The following is a 16949-nucleotide window of genomic DNA, read 5'->3' on the forward strand; positions in this document are numbered from 1 at the left end:
GATAAACCATGAGTGAAATGACTCTGAATGCCGCTGAGCAACCGATTGATGAGTTGGTGGGTTGGGTCAAGCAGCATGATTTTTCATTGAACCTGACCAACGAACGCTTGGCCTTTTTGATCGCCATTGCCGTGTTGAGTAATGAAAGGTTTGATGAAGAGTTAGGTGAAGGGGAGTTGCATGATGCGTTCGCCATTGTCACTCGATTGTTTGCCGATTCGGGCGAAGCGTCGGCGTTTCGCGCCAACAACGCCATCAATGACATGGTCAAACAGCGCCTTATCAGCCGCTTTACCAGCGAAATTACCGACGGTGCGAGTATCTATCGTCTCTCGCCGTTGGCCATCGGCATTACGGACTACTATGTTCGTCATCGCGAATTTTCCAAACTGAAACTCTCTATCCAACTGTCTATGGTGGCGGACGAAATGGCGAAAGCCATTGAAGCGGCACAAAAAGGCGGAACGGCGGGTCATTGGAAGAAAAACGTTTACGGCGTGCTGAAATACTCAGTCGGTGAAATTTTCGATCAGATTGATTTAAACCAGCGCGTGATGGATGAGCAGCAGCAGTCGGTCAAAACACAGATAGCTGAGCTACTTAACAAAGATTGGCGCGATGCGATCAATAACTGTGAATCCTTGCTGTCAGAAACCTCCAGCACACTGAAAGAGCTACAAGACACCTTGCAAGCGGCGGGTGATGAGCTGCAAAGCCAAATCCTCGATATTCAAGAGTTGGTACATGGCGATGATGAGCTCGAGTTTATTGCCGAAACCCTGTTTGTGTTGCAGATGAAGCTCGACCGCATCACCAGTTGGGGTCAGCAAGCAATTGATCTCTGGATTGGTTACGATCGCCACGTGCACAAGTTCATACGAACTGCCATCGACATGGACAAAAACCGCGCGTTTAGCTCGCGCCTACGTCAGTCGGTCAAAGACTACTTTGAGAACCCTTGGTACCTCACTTACGCCGATGCGGAGCGTTTGAGCGATTTACGTGATGAAGCCTTGGTGTTGCGTGATGATGAAGTGACCGGCCAGGTGCCACTCGATGTGGTCTACGAAGAATTTCAGCAAGTGAATGATGCGCTGTCTGAGCGCATTGGGGAGATGCTCCAAGTGCACAAAGCGCAGGGTCAGCCTATTGATTTAGGCCAAGTGCTGCGCGACTACCTCGCCGAGCACCCCTATACCCATCATTTTGATTTAGCCCGAATTGTTGTCGATCAAGCGGTGCGACTGGGTTACTCCGAGTCCGATTACCAAGCGATTCAGCCCGATTGGCAAGCGATCAACAATTATGGTGCAAAGGTACAAGCCAATGTCATCGACAGATACTAATGAATACATGCCAGAGAATCTGGTCAAAGCGATCTCTAATCCGCTGTTTCCGGCGCTAGACAGCATGCTGCGTGCCGGGCGTCACATCTCCAGCGAAGACCTCGACAACCACGCCTTGTTGTCGGATTTTGAAGTGGAGCTATCGAGTTTTTATCAGCGTTACAACACCGAACTGGTGAAAGCGCCTGAAGGCTTCTTTTATTTGCGTCCGCGTTCGACGTCGCTGATTAACCGCAGTGTCCTGTCTGAGCTCGATATGCTGGTGGGCAAAGTGTTGTGCTTTTTGTATTTGAGCCCAGAGCGTCTTGCTCACGAAGGCATCTTTACCAACCAAGAGTTGTACGATGAGCTTCTGTCACTGGCCGATGAGTCCAAATTGATGAAGCTCGTGACCAACCGAGCCAGCGGCTCTGATCTCGACAAAGAGAAACTGTTCGAGAAAGTGCGCACCTCGTTGCGCCGCCTGCGCCGTTTGGGCATGGTGATCAACATCGGTGAAACCGGAAAATTCAGCATCAGTGAAGCGGTGTTCCGTTTTGGTGCGGATGTTCGTGTCGGTGACGATATGCGTGAAGCGCAGCTACGCCTCATCCGTGATGGTGAAGCAGTGGTTCACACCAAAGAGCCGAGCCAAGGCGATCTTTTGCACAGCGATAACCTAGATGCGCCAGAAGGCGAAGAAGAACTGACACAAGCAGGTGAAGCATGATTGAACGCGGTAAATATCAATCACTGACAATGGTCAACTGGAATGGCTTTTTTGCCCGCACTTTTGACATTGATGATCTGGTGACCACCTTATCGGGAGGGAACGGAGCGGGCAAATCGACCACCATGGCGGCGTTTATCACCGCGTTGATCCCTGACCAAACCTTGCTTCACTTTAGAAACACCACCGAAGCTGGCAGTAGCCAATCTTCTCGCGACAAAGGTCTCTACGGTAAACTTCAGCCGGGTGCCTGTTACGCGGCGCTCGATGTGGTCAACTCGCGTAAGCAACGCCTACTGTTTGCCGTTAAGCTGCAACAGGTGGCGGGGCGTGACAAAAAGGTCGATATCAAACCCTTCGTCATTCAAGGCTTGCCAAGCCATGTCAAACCTACCGATGTACTGATTGAAACCGTCTCGGCGACCCAAGCGCGCGTACGTCAAGTCAACGAAGTCAAAGAGGCAGTGGTCCAATTTGAAGGGGTGCAATTTAAAACCTTCCCATCGATTGTTGATTATCACGCGCAGATGTTTGAATTTGGTGTGATCCCGAAAAAGCTACGTAACTCGGGCGATCGTTCTAAATTCTACCGCTTAATTGAAGCCTCACTGTATGGCGGTATTTCCAGCGCCATCACCCGTTCGCTACGTGACTACCTACTGCCACAAAACGGCGGAGTGAAGAAAGCCTTCCAAGATATGGAATCGGCGCTGCGTGAAAACCGCATGACGCTTGAAGCGATCAAAACTACTCAAGCGGACCGAGATCTATTCAAACACCTGATCACAGAGTCGACGAACTATGTCGCGGCGGATTATATGCGTCATGCCAACGACAGACGCAATAAACTCGATCAGACCTTGGCGCTGCGCAGCGAGTTGTTCAGCTCACGTGAAATGTTGATCGAACAAAACGCGTTGCTGACACGCGTGCAAGAAGAGCTTGAGCTGTTGGTGGAGTCTGAATCTGGGCTAGAGCAAGATTACCAAGCCGCATCCGACCACTTGCAACTGGTGCAAACTGCGCTGCGTCAACAAGAGAAAATTGCCCGCTACCAAGATGATCTGGAAGAGCTCAGTGAGCGTCTTGAAGAGCAGATGATGGTGGTGGAAGAAGCGAATGAACGAGTTCACATCGCGCAAGACCAAGCGCTGGTTTTTGAAGAAGAAGTCGATAGCTTAAAGAGTCAGTTGGCCGATTACCAACAAGCGTTGGATGTTCAGCAGACGCGCGCGTTGCAATATCAGCAAGCGGTGCAAGCGCTGGAAAAAGCCAAAACGTTACTGGGTGACAATAATCTGACCGCCGAGTCGGCGCAAAGCTTGGTGAGCAGCTTGAAAGCTGAGCAGGGCGAGCGCACCGACGCCTTACTCGCGATGAAGCACAAACTTGATATGTCGAGTGCGGCGGCCGAGCAGTTTGATAAAGCCTTTGCGCTGGTTGAGTCTGTCGTGGGCAAGGTAGCTCGCCAAGAGGCGTCAGAACGCGCTAAAGCGTTGATCAATCAAGCGCGCGATGCGCAGCAAACGCTGCAAAACGAAGCTCAACTGCGCGCCCAACATCGTGATGTTGAACGCAGCTTAACTCAGCAGCGTAGCGCCGCAGAGCAAGTGGCGAGCTATCAAAAGCAGCACAACGTCGCACTGGTTGATGAACTGACGTTTGAACAAGAGCGCGAACGCCACAGCGCGCTGATTGACTCTCTTGAACACAATCAAGAAGCATTGCGTGAGCAGCGCAGTGAGCAGCGCCGCAGTGAGCAAGATTACGCTGCGCAGATCACCCAGTTGGAAGCGCTCGCTCCGGCTTGGATTGCCGCGTCTGATGCGCTAGAAAACCTGCGTGAGCAAAGCGGTGCTGAGCTTGGCGATAGCCAGTCGGTGATGGCGCACATGCAGCAAGTGTTGGAGCAAGAGAAGCTGCAATCTCTGGCGAAAGAGAAACTGGCAGAGCGCCGCACGACACTCGATAGCGATATTGAGCGCCTAGCCTCACCGGGTGGCTCGAACGATCCGCGCCTTAAAGGATTGGCGGATACACTGGGTGGTGTGTTGCTTTCTGAAATCTACGATGACATCACTATCGACGATGCGCCGTACTTCAGCGCCATGTATGGCCCTGCTCGTCATGCGATTGTGGTATCGGATTTGTCTGGCATCGAGCAAAAGCTGGTTGAGCTGGACGACTGCCCTGAGGATCTCTACATCATTGAAGGCGATATTGATGCCTTTGATGACAGCAGTTTTGATGCGCAAGAACTAGAAGGCGCCGTTTGCGTGCGCATGAATGAGCGCCAAATGCGTTACTCGCGATTCCCTCAGATCCCACTGTTTGGGCGTGCGGCGCGTGAACAGCGCCTTGAGCTTTTGCGCAGTGAACGTGATGAGGTCATCGAAGCGCACGCCAAAGCGGCGTTTGATTCGCAAAAACTGCAGCGCCTTTACCAAGCATTCAACCGTTTTGTTGCAGAGCACATTCAGGTCGCTTTTGATGACGATCCTGAGCAAAGCCTGCAAGTCGCGCGTGAGAAACGCACTCAAGTGCAGCACACCTTAGCCGAGTTAGATGGGCAAGAGGCGAGCTTACGCGGTCAGCTGCAAGCGAGCAAACAGGCGCTCAGCGCACTGGATAAATTAGCGCCCATGATGTCGCTGGTGGAAGACGATACCTTGGCTGAGCGTTTTGCCGAGCTTGACGCGCAGATGAGCGCCTTGAGCGAAGCGAAAGCCTTTATCAACCAGCATGGTAAAGCGATTGAGCAGCTAACGCCGATCGCCTCCGCGCTTGAGGCTGACCCACAGCAGTTTGAAGCTCTGGAGACGAACTATCGTCAAGCCGATGTGGCACTGCAGCAGATCAAAGCACAAATTTTTGCGCTCTCTGATCTTATTGAACGTCGCCACTACTTCGCTTACTCCGACTCTATCGACATGTTGGGTAAGAGCAGCGAGCTCAGTGAGCAGTTGAAGGCTAAGTTGGCACAAGCGGAAGTCAACCGTGGCCGAGCGCGCGAAGAGCTTAAGCTTGCGCAAGACCAACTGAACCAATACAACCAAGTGCTCGCCTCTTTGAAAAGTTCTCACCAAGCCAAAATGGAAACGGTGCAAGAGTTTAAGCAAGAGCTGCAAGAGTATGGTGTCAATGCCGATGAAGGCGCGATGGAACGTGCTGAGCGCCGCCGTGATGAGCTGCATGAGCGTTTGCACAGCGCGCGAGCACGTAAGAGCGAGTATGAGCGCACCATCACCTCGACAGAGCTTGAGATGAAAGGGCTGGCTAAGCGTCTGAAGAAAGTACAAAAAGAGTACACGGATCTGCGCACGTTCGTTGTGGCAGCAAAAGCGGGTTGGTGCTCGGTACTTCGATTGGCGCGTGAAAATGATGTCGAGCGACGCCTGCACAAGCGTGAGCTTGCCTACCTCTCTGCGGATGAATTGCGTTCGATGTCGGACAAATCATTGGGCGCGCTACGCCTTGCGGTGGCCGACAACGAAGATCTGCGAGATGCGCTGCGCCTTTCGGAAGACAACGCTCGCCCAGAGCGAAAAGTCTTGTTCTACATTGCGGTCTACCAGCATCTGCGCGAGCGCATTCGCCAAGACATCATTCGCACCGATGATCCTGTGGAAGCGATCGAAGAGATGGAAGTGGAACTGGCGCGTTTGACCGAAGAGTTGACCCAGCGTGAAAACCGTTTGGCGATCAGCTCTGAATCCGTTGCAAGCATCATCAAAAAGACGATTCAGCGCGAGCAAAATCGCATTCGCATGCTCAACCAAGGTCTCTCGAACATCTCGTTTGGTCAGGTGAAAGGGGTGCGTCTGAACGTTAAGATTCGTGAAAGTCATGAGGTGCTGTTAAACGGCCTAGCGACCGGTCAAGAGCAGCACAAAGACCTGTTTGAGTCGATGCGTTACACCTTCTCAGAGGCGATGGCAAAATTGTTCCAACGTGTGAACCCGCACATCGATATGGGCCAACGTTCACCGCAAGTGCTGGGTGAAGAGCTGCTCGACTACCGTAACTACCTTGAGCTGAGCGTCGAAGTGAACCGTGGCTCAGACGGTTGGCTGCAAGCGGAATCGGGCGCGCTTTCTACTGGTGAAGCGATCGGTACCGGCCAATCGATTCTTTTGATGGTGGTACAGAGCTGGGAAGAGGAGTCTCGCCGCTTACGCAGTAAAGACATTGTGCCGTGTCGTTTGTTGTTCCTCGATGAGGCGGCTCGATTGGATGCCAAATCGATTTCAACCCTGTTCGAGCTGTGTGACCGCCTCGATATGCAGCTGTTGATCGCGGCGCCTGAGAACATCAGTCCAGAAAAAGGCACCACGTACAAGCTGGTTCGTAAAGTCTTCAAAGACCACGAACATGTACATGTGGTGGGCCTAAGGGGCTTTGGTCAAGGCGAAAAGCCTAAGAGTGAAGCTGCTCAACTCATCGAAGAGTTTTAACGTCAACGCCCACCTTTTGGTGGGCGTTGTTTTATGTGTGTGGATGGACGTATTTGTTTAACGGACTTATTGCTTTAACGGACTTATATGTCGAAACGTCGCGTACTCTGCATTCGCTAATGCTCACCAAGATGGGGCTCCGCATGGGCCGATTTGCGATAGTGACTTGGCGAATCGCCACTCCACTTACGAAACGCGTGACGAAAGTTGGCACTGTCTGAGTAGCCGACGCGCTCTGAAATCTCATCAATGCTCAATTGCGTCGAGCAGAGGTAATGGCGTGAAAGGTGGAAGCGGACGTGATCCAAAATCTGTTGGTAGCTGGTCTGCTCTTGAGTCAGTTTTCGTCTCAGAGTGCGTGAAGACATCCCCAGTTGCTGCGCCACGACTTCAATCGATGGGTAGTGCCCCGGCTGCTCGATTAAGCGTTGAGTAATCCGATCTTTTAAGCTAGTACTGGTACCACTCAGTTTTGCCAGCATCTCATCACACGTTTTTAAGCACTGTTGCAAGGTCATCTTGTTGGCGGTGGGCAAGGGTTGATTGACCACATCCGTAGAAAATTGCCACTCCAGCTGTTTGGATTGAAACTTCACCGGGCAGCGAAATACCTCTTGATACAATGATGCGTAGTGGGGCGCGGGGTAAGGAAAATGCAATTGGTGTGAGGGGAAGGGATGTTGCATCACCTCTTCACACAAAGATTGAATTGCCGAAAACCAGTATTCGCAGCAAAAGGGCATCAAGGTGTCGAGATCAATTAACTCTTCCGCGCGGATATACCCTAAATCCTTATCGATGAGGAGCTGCTTGCGCAGCACTGGCCCCGCCAATCTCAGGTATTTGAATCCCATCGTCATCGCTTCAAGCAAGGTGCTGGAGCTAAACACCGCGTAACCCAACACGCCAAAATCGCTGAACCTGGCTTGTTGGCCCACCTTAAGGCCAAGTCCGGGCTCGTCTGCACAGAGTAGGGCATTGCTGAAAATATGCAGCTTCTGGGCGAGGGTGACTTGCGTGTCGGGTTGATAGAGCTTTTCGACACTGACACCACTGCCATCCAGCAGGTCTGTGAGCGGCACTCGCTGACCGAGATAGCGCACCAACAACTGCACGTCCAGCAGACCGCATGCGTTACTATCAGGCTCATAAACCGCTAAATGTTGCATTGTGTGACCGCTCCAGTATGAGAGTAAGATAACGGATATTGGCGTTGAGTATAGCCAAGATGGGGCTGTGATGTTGTCAGCAGTCTCGCAGTTTTGTCCGAAATTCACCGTTTTTTGTCTGTTTGCCACCTAGGTGGCATGTTAACAAAATGTTGTAATACTTGTGTCAGTACCACGAGAATCGATTATGAATGCATTAGTACACCCTCAAACACCTCATGATGTTATTTCACCCTCAGACCAAGATCTGCAGCAATGGTTTGATGCGTTGAGCACGGCCTATCGCAACGAACCCATGCCGTCACTGGATGTGCGTAAGCAGCGTTTAGTGGCGTTGAAAACTCAGTTGCGCCGCTATCAAGATAGATTAGCTCAGGCGATGAGTGATGATTTTGGTGGGCGCAGTGAGACCGAATCTAAGATGGCGGATGTGTTGGCACCGATATTGGACATCAACCATGTTCTTCGTCACTTGAAAGGTTGGATGAAAGCCAAGCGTCGCCCGACGGAGTGGCTATTTAAAGGCAACAAATTGCAAGTACGCTACCAACCGAAAGGGGTGGTGGGCATCATTTGTCCGTGGAACTTTCCGGTTTATCTCTCTATTGGGCCTATGATCACCGCATTGGCTGCGGGTAATCGCTGCATGATTAAAATGCCGCCCAACTGTCCCAATACCACCCGTGTATTGAGCCAAATGTTGGCGGAAATTTACTCAAACGATCTGGTGCGCATTGTCCCCGGCGATCACCCGCAAGCGATGGACATATCGCATCTGCCGTTCAATCACTTGGTGTTCACCGGATCGCCGAGCAGCGGCAAGATCATTATGGCCAATGCTGCGGCCAATTTAACGCCGGTCACATTGGAGCTCGGCGGTAAGTCTCCCGCTATTGTGGCGCCGGATTATGACGTCACCAAAGCGGCGAAGCGTTTGGCGCACGGCAAAGGCTTTAACTCAGGGCAAATTTGTATCGCGCCCGATTATGCGTTTGTCCATGAGAGCAAGCTAGAGGCGTTTGTCGATGCGCTGCGTGATGCCCATGTGGCTATGTATCAGCAAATCAGTGGCAATGCGGATTACACCTCTTTGGTGGATGAGCCACAACATCAACGCTTCCATGCGTTGCTCGAGGACGCGAAGCAAAAAGGCGCCAACATCATTCAATGTTTGCCTGAAGGGGAAGGACGCAAGACACCGCTTTATATTGCCACGAATCTCAGCAGCGATATGCGTATTTGCCAGGAAGAGATCTTTGGCCCACTGCTTCCGGTGCACAGCTACAAAAACATCGAGCAGGTGGTGGAGTACATCAACAATCGACCTAGACCGCTGGCTTGCTATTTGTTTACCCACAGTGGCTCGCTGCGCGATGACATTCTCCGCCAAACACACAGTGGCGGCGTCACCGTGAACGATTGGGGTTGGCATGTCCTCAACCACTCGGTCCCGTTTGGCGGCATAGGCAATTCAGGTATCGGTAACTACCACGGCGAAGAAGGATTTCGCGAGCTCAGCCACGCGCGCAGCGTACTGCAAATGCGCGAGTGGTTCCCTATTTCGTTGTTTTCACCTCCCTACGGCACTTGGGTGCAGAAGCTCGTGGTGAAGCTATTTGTCGGCAAATCCGACCCAACGGTTTAAATCGACCCTCTCCCCGAGAAGGGGAATACCCTACACACAATAACAAACTTACGGGCCGCATCGTCTTGATGCGGCTAAGATAAGGAGATCCCGCATGCACAACTTGGCTGTCAATCTGGAGCGTAATGCCGCGCTCTTTGCGTCTCATCCCGCGCTCAAACTGGCGAACAACGTTATCACCTATCAGCAGCTCGACATCATGGCGGGTAAGGTGGCGCGTCACTTGGCTGATCTTGGTCTCGAGCCGGGGGATAAAGTCGCGCTATCGTGCCCCAATATTCACTACTTTCCGGTGGCCTATTACGGCATTTTAAAAGCTGGGTGCGTTGTGGTACCGATGAATGTGCTCTTTAAAGCGCGCGAAATTGCTTACCACCTTAATGATTCAGAGGCCAAAGCGTATCTCTGTTTTGATGGCAATGAAGCGCTGCCGATGGGCCAATACGGCCGAGACGGTTTTCATGCCGCGCAAGGCTGTCAGCACTATATCGCCATGCCACAAGGTAAAGTGGGCGAGCATTCGTTGGAAGCGTGGTTGGCATCGGACGTCGAGCCGCTAGAGTCGATTGTTCGTCAAGGCGATGACAGTGCGGTGATTCTTTATACCTCAGGTACGACAGGGCAGCCTAAAGGGGCAGAGCTGTCACACACCAACATGCTCACCAATGCGATGGCATCACAAAACTTGATGCGCTTGCAACGTGATGACACCACCATCGCCACCTTGCCGCTCTTCCACAGTTTTGGTCAGACGGTGATGATGAACGCCACCTTGATGATTGGTGGTTGTATGGTGCTGGTGCCTCGCTTTGATCCTAAGCAGGTCATTGAAGACATTATTAGCCACAAAGTCAGCGTGTTTGCTGGTGTGCCTACCATGTACATTGCGCTGCTCAGCGCTGGGCAAGCGGATACCGAAGTGGCGCACAAACTTAAAGAGAGTTTGCGCCTTGGCGTGTCTGGCGGTGCTTCACTGCCGGTTGAAGTGCTGCGCCAGTTTGAGGCGCTGTTTGAAGTGCCTATCCTTGAAGGTTATGGCCTCTCCGAAACCGCACCAGTGGCGACGTTCAACCACATTGACGGTGAGCGCCTGCCGGGCAGTGTCGGTCAGCCACTGTGTGGCCACATGGTGAAAGTGATCGATTTAGAGGGCAATCGCGTGCCGTGTGGAGAACTGGGTGAAATCTGCGTGAAAAGCCCGAGTGTGATGAAAGGTTACTACCGCCGCGAAGAAGCCACCGCAGAAGTGATTCAAGATGGCTGGTTTAAAACCGGGGATATTGGCCGTTTAGACGAGCAGCAAAACCTCTTTATCGTCGATCGAGTGAAAGACATGATCATTCGCGGTGGATACAACGTCTACCCACGTGAAATTGAAGAAGTGATGATGTGCCACCCCGCGATTGAGATGGTGGCAGTAGTGGGTGAGCCTGATGAGCGTTTGGGTGAAGAGATCCACGCTCACGTGACGTTAAAACATGACAGTGATCTTGACGCGGACACCCTGGTTCAGTGGTGCCGTGAGCAGTTGGCAGAGTACAAATACCCGCGCCGCATATTTGTTCGTCAATCTTTGCCGATGACAGCGACGGGTAAAATTCTCAAACGGGAGCTGCATCCTTGTGATGCCGAGGAGGCGTGATAATGGAATACGATTTTATTGTGGTCGGCGGCGGCTCGGCGGGCTGCGTGATGGCGTCACGTTTGAGTGAAGACCCTAGTATCAGCGTGTGCTTAATTGAGGCTGGCGGTAAAGATAGCAGCGCGGTGATCCACACGCCGGTAGGCGCGGTGGCGATGATGCCGACCAAAATCAATAACTGGGCGTTTGAGACAGTGCCTCAGCCTGGTCTAAATGGTCGCAAAGGCTATCAGCCACGTGGAAAAACGCTCGGTGGTTCAAGCTCCATCAACGCCATGATGTACGCACGCGGCCATCGCTATGATTACGACCTTTGGTCAAGCCTAGGCAATCCCGGCTGGAGCTACAACGATTGCCTGCCGTACTTTAAAAAGGCAGAGCATAATGAGCAGCACGTCGACGCGTATCATGGACAAGGTGGACCGCTTAACGTCAGCAACTTGCGTTCACCGAGTCCGCTACTAGAGCGTTTTCTCGATGGATGTGAATCCATCGGGGTGCCAAGAAATCATGACATCAATGGTGCAGAGCAGTTTGGCGCTATGGTCACCCAAGTGACGCAAAAAAACGGTGAACGCTGCAGCGCGGCAAAAGGGTATCTCACGCCGAACTTACATCGCCCAAATCTCACCGTGATTACCCGAGCCACGACCCGAAAAGTGCTGCTTGAAGAGAAGCGTGCGGTGGGTGTGGAGTACCAGCACAAGGGTAAGGTGTACCAAATTCGAGCGCGCAAAGAGGTGATTTTGAGTGCTGGAGCCTTTGGTTCGCCGCAAATTATGCTGTTGTCGGGCATAGGCGCCAAGAGCGATGTTGAACCGCACGGGCTGACGCATCACCATCATCTACCCGGTGTGGGGGAAAACTTGCAAGATCACATCGACCTTGTCCATAGCTATAAAACCAGCGCCAAGAAAGAGACCTTTGGTGTGTCGCTCTCTATGGCGGTTGAGATGAGCAAGGCGCTGCCAGAGTGGATGTCTGAGCGCAAAGGTAAGCTTAGCAGCAACTTTGCCGAAGGAATTGCGTTCGTGTACTCCGATCCTGAGCTCGATGTGCCGGACCTTGAGTTTGTGTTTGTGGTCGCGGTGGTCGATGACCACGCAAGAAAAATCCACACCAGCCACGGCTTCAGTTGCCATGTCACTGTGCTAAGGCCGAAAAGCCGTGGCACCGTTAAGCTGGCGAGCGCTGATCCGACTCAAGCCCCATTAATTGATCCGCAATTTTTTGCTGATCCAGACGATATGGAAGTGATGAAGCGTGGCTGGAAGTTGCAGCATCGCATGCTAAACAGCCGTGCGTTTGACGAGGTGAGGGGGGAGAACTTTTATCCGGTCGATATCACCGATGATGCGAAAATCGAACAAGACATTCGCAATCGCGCCGATACCCAGTATCACCCAGTCGGTACTTGTAAAATGGGGCCCAGCAGCGATGAGTATGCGGTAGTGGACGCCGACCTCAAGGTACATGGCTTAGAAGGGCTGCGGGTGGTGGATGCGTCGGTGATGCCGACCTTGGTGGGCGCGAATACCAATGCCCCGACCATCATGATTGCCGAGCAAGCTGCGGATAAAATTCAGCGTCAATATGGCCTGCAGTCTACCCCTGACGTGCGCGCCGTGAGCTAATGTGACACCCGAGGTCGACAAGAAACAAAAGACCAGAAACAAAAATAGCCGCTAAGCGGCTATTTTTTATTGGAGGTTTAAGGCAACTTAGACATTAAGGAATCAAGCAGGAATTTCGTTGGCGAAAATTCCAAACTGTTTCGCGGCATAGGCGACGCGCTCTTCCGGCGAAGGGTAGCGGATAGTGGTGCCCATGTTTTCAATGTGACGCAGCCTTGGTAGCAGTCCGCTGCCGTTCGCGATCTGAATCGCCAGACCGGGGCGCGCGTTGAGCTCGAGCACCATTGGCCCCTCTTCTTTGTCCAGCACCATGTCGGTGCCCATGTAACCGAGACCGGTCATCTCCCAAGCACTAGAAGCCAGCACCAGAAGGCGCTCCCAATGAGGCACTTGTAGGGTCGCCAGCTCTTTGCCGGTGTCTGGGTGATGAGTAATTGGTTGGTCAAACTGCACCGCTCGCACCGCGCGGCCGGTTGCAATATCGATCCCGACGCCCACGGCGCCTTGGTGCAAGTTCGCTTTGCCATCAGACGCAGCGGTCGAGCAGCGCATCATAGCCATCACTGGATAGCCTTTAAATACGATGATGCGTACATCGGGCACCCCTTCGTAGCTAAAGCCATCAAAGCAATCATCAAATTTGATCAGGTTTTCAACCACGGCGACATCGTTCTTGCCGCCGAGCGAGAAGAGCCCCGCTAGGGCATTACTGATGTGACGTTCGACATCTTCTTTATTGATGGTGGCACCAGAAGGTTTGGTGTAGACGCCATCCTTGTGAGAGGTAATAACAAGGATCCCCTTGCCACCACTGCCTTGTGCTGGCTTGATAACAAAACCAGGCCAATCGAGCACCATATTGTGAATACGTTTGACTTCGGCTTGGTTACTGATAACGCCGATAAGCTTCGGTGTCGTCGCGCCATGCATCTCGGCAATGATCTTGGTTTTCAGCTTATCGTCCACCAAGGGGTATTTTGAACGGTCATTGTAGCGACCAATGTAACTGTGGTTACGTTGGTTCATGCCCATAATGCCCTTGTGGCGCAGCTTACTCGGAGAGGTAAAACGTGAAAACATCGTTCAGTCCTCCGCTAATGGCTTAAAGCGACGCAGCTCAGTCAGACGGTATCCAGTGTAGGTACCGAGTAACAAAATACCGCCCAGTACGATCAGTTGCAGACCAATAAAGTTAAAGGTCAGGTGTTGAATGTAAGGGTTGGTCATCGCTAGGTAGACCAGTACAGCAGTCAGTAGCGAGCCCCCACCTTGCAATACTACCTCTTTAGCGCCTTCCTCTTCCCAGAGAATCGACATGCGTTCAATGGTCCAAGATAGTATGATCATTGGGAAGAAGGTGATCGAGAGACCTTCGGTCAAGCCAATTTTAAATGCCACCACGGTAAACACCGAGATGATCATAATCACCGTGATGATGACCGCCGAAATCCGCGCCACCAAAAGCAGGTTGAGCTTAGAGAGATAGCTGCGGATAACCAAGCCAGTACCGACGATCAATAGGAAGCCGACAATACCGGTCACAAGCTGAGTTTGCACAAAGGCAACCGCAATCAGAACGGGCATAAAGGTGCCGGAGGTTTTCAGACCAATCAGCACGCGTAAGAAAACCACAATCAAGGCGCCAATTGGGATCAGCATGATGGTTTTGAACATGGCTTGCTCTTCTAGTGGCAAGCTATGAATAGAGAAGTTGAGTAAACCGTCGGCTTGCACTTTGTCCATCGTCGCTTGAGACGGCGATACTTCCTGAGCAATCATGGAGAAGTGGACTTGACTGTTTTGACCGCCAATCAAATCAAGTAGCGAGACGTTCGATTCATCCCACACCAGAATGTTCTCTGCGGTGACTTGGCTCGCTTTGCTTGGGTTGAACAGCACCCAACTTTTGCCATTCCACACTTGGTTCATCTGCTGAATGCTTTGGCGACGACGGCCATCTTCCAGCTCGATAACACCGACGACTTTACTTGGGATATCCGCATAGGCGAGCAGTTTGCTAACCGCTTCAACTTTAGACATGCGATTGAGAATTAACGCCGCGTTCTGGCTGTCTGAATCGTTGATGGATTTGATCAGTTCACGGGTAAAGGTGATGTCATCGGCAGAGCGTTGATTAGCGAGTTCAATCAATGCATTAGCCGCCGCTTCGACAGGACCATCGAAAGTGGGTTTGGTGGTGGCGGCAACAGGTGGAATCGGATCGACGTCGGCTTGCGGGTCAACCAAAAACTGCGCTTTGTAGTAGATGGTCTGCGCGCCGCTCGCTTGGCGAATGGACCACTCGGCACGGCGCCCGGTTTCGGTGTCAATGTAGGAAACACCATAGCCTGGAGAAGACGACGACTCGCTAATCAGGGTAAAACCCGATTGTGTATGAGGCGCAGCAAGGGAGGCTTTGACGGGCTTATTTTGCGCATTAAATTCAATGCGAGCCTCGATATCCCAGACTTGGCGCGTTTCTCCTGGCGTCCAAGGCACACCATAGCTCTGGTGGCGAAATAGACTCAGCGCAATCCCTACGCAGATCAGGACAACCACTGAAATATAAAAAGGGACTTTTGACGTCATACCGTTACCTTATTATTTTTTTGCAACTTCCGTGTGAATGTACTTCTTGCTGACATCGACGACGGCGATGTCACGGATGAATTCACGACCTAGAAGAACAGGATGACTCATTTGAGAGCGATCTGCCAATGTAAACTGCGCTTTTTCATGAATTTTTCCAAGTTTGACCCAAAGTTCAACCACGACTCGTCGCTCCAGTTCTTCATTGGTGGATTGACGAATTTTGACATGGCGAACCACGGGCGCTTCGATCCAGTTGTCATCATTTAACTCTGTGACACCATCGGAGAGGTGGAAGCGAACCCAGTTTTTGCCGTTGCGCTCAAACTCCGCAATGTCGACAGCATTGAGTGACGAGGTCGCAGCGCCGGTGTCAACTCGGGCGTCAAAACGTTGTGAGACGTTGTCTATGGTGACCGTCTCGATTTCTCCCAGCACAATGCGGTTACTTGGGTCAACCTTGACAATTTTCTGCGTGGGCGCTTTGGGTGTGGTTTGTGCTTTGCTCGGTGTGTTGACGCGTTTTTTCAGTTCACCCACCTCACCACCTAACACCAAGACTTGGCTCTCTAGGCTTTCGATGTAGTCGGACTGATTGCTCAGTTGCAGGGCGATGTTTTCGAGCTTGTTATTAAGAGAGGTTTCTTGCGCTGAAATCGCGGCGAGTGTTTCTTGATGGTACGGCTTTTCGTCAGTTGTCGCGCAGCCTGAAAGCACAGCAAGGGCGACAAGCGGAGTCAATCTTGAAAACATTAATCAACCTAAATTGGGCAGTAAAACAGAGATAAAAACAAAGAAATAGTCCCTTACTGACTGGGCGTATTAGGCGGCAGAAAGTAAGGGTTTGGAGAGTAACGATTCGATAGCAAAAATGCGTTAACGTATTGTCAAATCTTTAAGAAATTCGGAATTCCTAGTTGGGTTTCTTCGCCACTAAGATCGCACGTCGTGGCGCCGGATAGCCTTCCACGGTTTTGCTCGGATCGCTTGGGTCTAAATAGTCTGGCAATGAGTTATGCGTCATCCAATCGGTGGTGCGCTGTTCACCGGTGGTTGTGACGTTTTCATCCACAATACGCACTTGCTCAAAGCCAACCAGTTCCAGCCAGACTTTGAGCGCTTTGGCGGAAGGGAAGAAGTACACATTTCGCATCTGTGCGTAGCGCGATGTCGGCACCAACACGGATGTTTCATCGCCTTCGATAACCAGAGTTTCGAGCACCAGCTCTCCGCCTGCCACCAATTGATCTTTAAGTTGGATCAAGTGATCAAGCGGCGAGCGGCGATGGTAGAGCACACCCATGCTAAAGACGGTATCAAAGGCTTCCAGTTTTGGCAGTTGTTCTATACCCAGAGGCAGAAGATGGGCTCGCTGATCACCGCCCATCAGTTTGCGAATCGCTTCAAACTGGATCAAAAACAGGTGTGATGGGTCGATGCCGACCGTAAGACGCGCGCCTTCGCCCAGCATGCGCCACATGTGATAGCCATTGCCACAACCGACATCCAGCACACTGCGATTTTTCAGTGGAGAGATATGAGGGAGGACACGATCCCACTTCCAGTCGCTGCGCCACTCAGTATCAATATGGATACCGTGTACGGTGTACGGCCCTTTACGCCAAGGGTGGAAGGTACGCAGTAAGTTTTCGAGTTTCTTTAACTCGCCCTCATGGAATGGCGTGTCATTGCTCAACGTCACCGAATGTTTAATATCGACTTGATCTGGCGCGCCTTCTGGGATCTTGTTCAGTGCTTTTA

At 51.9% G+C, this 16949-nt stretch carries 11 protein-coding genes; 6 read left to right on the plus strand and 5 right to left on the minus strand.

Annotated features, from left to right (window positions below; translation table 11 throughout):
* Nucleotides 1–8 precede the first annotated feature (8 nt).
* Genes mukF through mukB form a run of 3 tightly spaced genes read left to right on the plus strand, consistent with a single transcriptional unit; the run spans nucleotide 9 to nucleotide 6509 of the window.
* Entirely contained in the window at nucleotides 9–1346 is a 1338-nt protein-coding gene (mukF, locus tag AC6R1A_RS04905) for a chromosome partition protein MukF (RefSeq protein ID WP_487902687.1), read from the plus strand.
* Nucleotides 1327–2055: a chromosome partition protein MukE gene (mukE, locus tag AC6R1A_RS04910; RefSeq protein WP_334551013.1), complete on the plus strand. Its 729-nt coding sequence runs from the start codon at nucleotides 1327–1329 to the stop codon at nucleotides 2053–2055. The genes mukF and mukE overlap by 20 nt, the downstream gene beginning before the upstream one ends.
* On the plus strand, nucleotides 2052–6509 hold the full coding sequence (gene mukB / locus AC6R1A_RS04915) for a chromosome partition protein MukB (protein WP_500634151.1): 4458 nt from the start codon (nucleotides 2052–2054) through the stop codon (nucleotides 6507–6509). Before mukE ends, mukB begins: the two co-directional genes overlap by 4 nt.
* Nucleotides 6510–6625: 116 nt before the next feature.
* On the opposite strand, the gene AC6R1A_RS04920 is transcribed toward mukB, so the two are convergent.
* Nucleotides 6626–7678, minus strand: a complete 1053-nt coding sequence (locus AC6R1A_RS04920; RefSeq protein WP_500634150.1) for an AraC family transcriptional regulator — start codon at nucleotides 7676–7678, stop codon at nucleotides 6626–6628.
* A gap of 187 nt (nucleotides 7679–7865) precedes the next feature.
* Between AC6R1A_RS04920 and AC6R1A_RS04925 the strand changes: the two genes are divergently transcribed.
* The 3 genes from AC6R1A_RS04925 (at nucleotide 7866) to AC6R1A_RS04935 (ending at nucleotide 12599) form a co-directional block, all read left to right on the plus strand.
* Nucleotides 7866–9323, plus strand: coding sequence for a coniferyl aldehyde dehydrogenase (locus AC6R1A_RS04925; protein ID WP_500634149.1), 1458 nt, complete (start codon nucleotides 7866–7868; stop codon nucleotides 9321–9323).
* Nucleotides 9324–9417: 94 nt separating this feature from the next.
* The gene (locus AC6R1A_RS04930; RefSeq protein WP_500634148.1) at nucleotides 9418–10965 is read left to right on the plus strand and encodes a long-chain-fatty-acid--CoA ligase; all 1548 of its coding nucleotides are present in this window, start codon (nucleotides 9418–9420) and stop codon (nucleotides 10963–10965) included.
* Nucleotides 10965–12599, plus strand: a complete 1635-nt coding sequence (locus AC6R1A_RS04935) for a GMC family oxidoreductase (protein ID WP_500634171.1) — start codon at nucleotides 10965–10967, stop codon at nucleotides 12597–12599. The genes AC6R1A_RS04930 and AC6R1A_RS04935 overlap by 1 nt, the downstream gene beginning before the upstream one ends.
* A gap of 102 nt (nucleotides 12600–12701) precedes the next feature.
* Here AC6R1A_RS04935 and AC6R1A_RS04940 read toward each other — a convergent pair whose 3' ends face one another.
* The 4 genes from AC6R1A_RS04940 to cmoB form a co-directional block, all read right to left on the minus strand.
* Nucleotides 12702–13679, minus strand: a complete 978-nt coding sequence (locus tag AC6R1A_RS04940) for an alpha-L-glutamate ligase-like protein (protein WP_500625831.1) — start codon at nucleotides 13677–13679, stop codon at nucleotides 12702–12704.
* A 3-nt stretch (nucleotides 13680–13682) separates the two neighbouring features.
* A complete protein-coding gene (locus AC6R1A_RS04945; RefSeq protein WP_500634147.1) occupies nucleotides 13683–15188 on the minus strand; it encodes an inactive transglutaminase family protein in 1506 nt (501 codons plus the stop codon).
* A gap of 12 nt (nucleotides 15189–15200) precedes the next feature.
* Nucleotides 15201–15941: an ATP-dependent zinc protease family protein gene (locus tag AC6R1A_RS04950; RefSeq protein WP_500634146.1), complete on the minus strand. Its 741-nt coding sequence runs from the start codon at nucleotides 15939–15941 to the stop codon at nucleotides 15201–15203.
* 160 nt (nucleotides 15942–16101) lie between these two features.
* Nucleotides 16102–16949 (minus strand): tRNA 5-methoxyuridine(34)/uridine 5-oxyacetic acid(34) synthase CmoB (gene cmoB, locus AC6R1A_RS04955; RefSeq protein ID WP_500646146.1); only part of this gene is annotated, 848 nt, incomplete at its 5' end.

Source organism: Vibrio sp. R10-SG3-ISO3, assembly GCF_059834225.1.

What these genes read in the sequence shown, in the direction of transcription:
- mukF (WP_487902687.1), top strand. Translation starts at nt 9, where the DNA reads ATGAGTGAAATGACTCTGAATGCCGCTGAGCAACCGATTGATGAGTTG.
- mukE (WP_334551013.1), top strand. Translation starts at nt 1,327, where the DNA reads ATGTCATCGACAGATACTAATGAATACATGCCAGAGAATCTGGTCAAA.
- mukB (WP_500634151.1), top strand. Translation starts at nt 2,052, where the DNA reads ATGATTGAACGCGGTAAATATCAATCACTGACAATGGTCAACTGGAAT.
- AC6R1A_RS04920 (WP_500634150.1), bottom strand. Translation starts at nt 7,678, where the DNA reads ATGCAACATTTAGCGGTTTATGAGCCTGATAGTAACGCATGCGGTCTG.
- AC6R1A_RS04925 (WP_500634149.1), top strand. Translation starts at nt 7,866, where the DNA reads ATGAATGCATTAGTACACCCTCAAACACCTCATGATGTTATTTCACCC.
- AC6R1A_RS04930 (WP_500634148.1), top strand. Translation starts at nt 9,418, where the DNA reads ATGCACAACTTGGCTGTCAATCTGGAGCGTAATGCCGCGCTCTTTGCG.
- AC6R1A_RS04940 (WP_500625831.1), bottom strand. Translation starts at nt 13,679, where the DNA reads ATGTTTTCACGTTTTACCTCTCCGAGTAAGCTGCGCCACAAGGGCATT.
- AC6R1A_RS04945 (WP_500634147.1), bottom strand. Translation starts at nt 15,188, where the DNA reads ATGACGTCAAAAGTCCCTTTTTATATTTCAGTGGTTGTCCTGATCTGC.
- AC6R1A_RS04950 (WP_500634146.1), bottom strand. Translation starts at nt 15,941, where the DNA reads ATGTTTTCAAGATTGACTCCGCTTGTCGCCCTTGCTGTGCTTTCAGGC.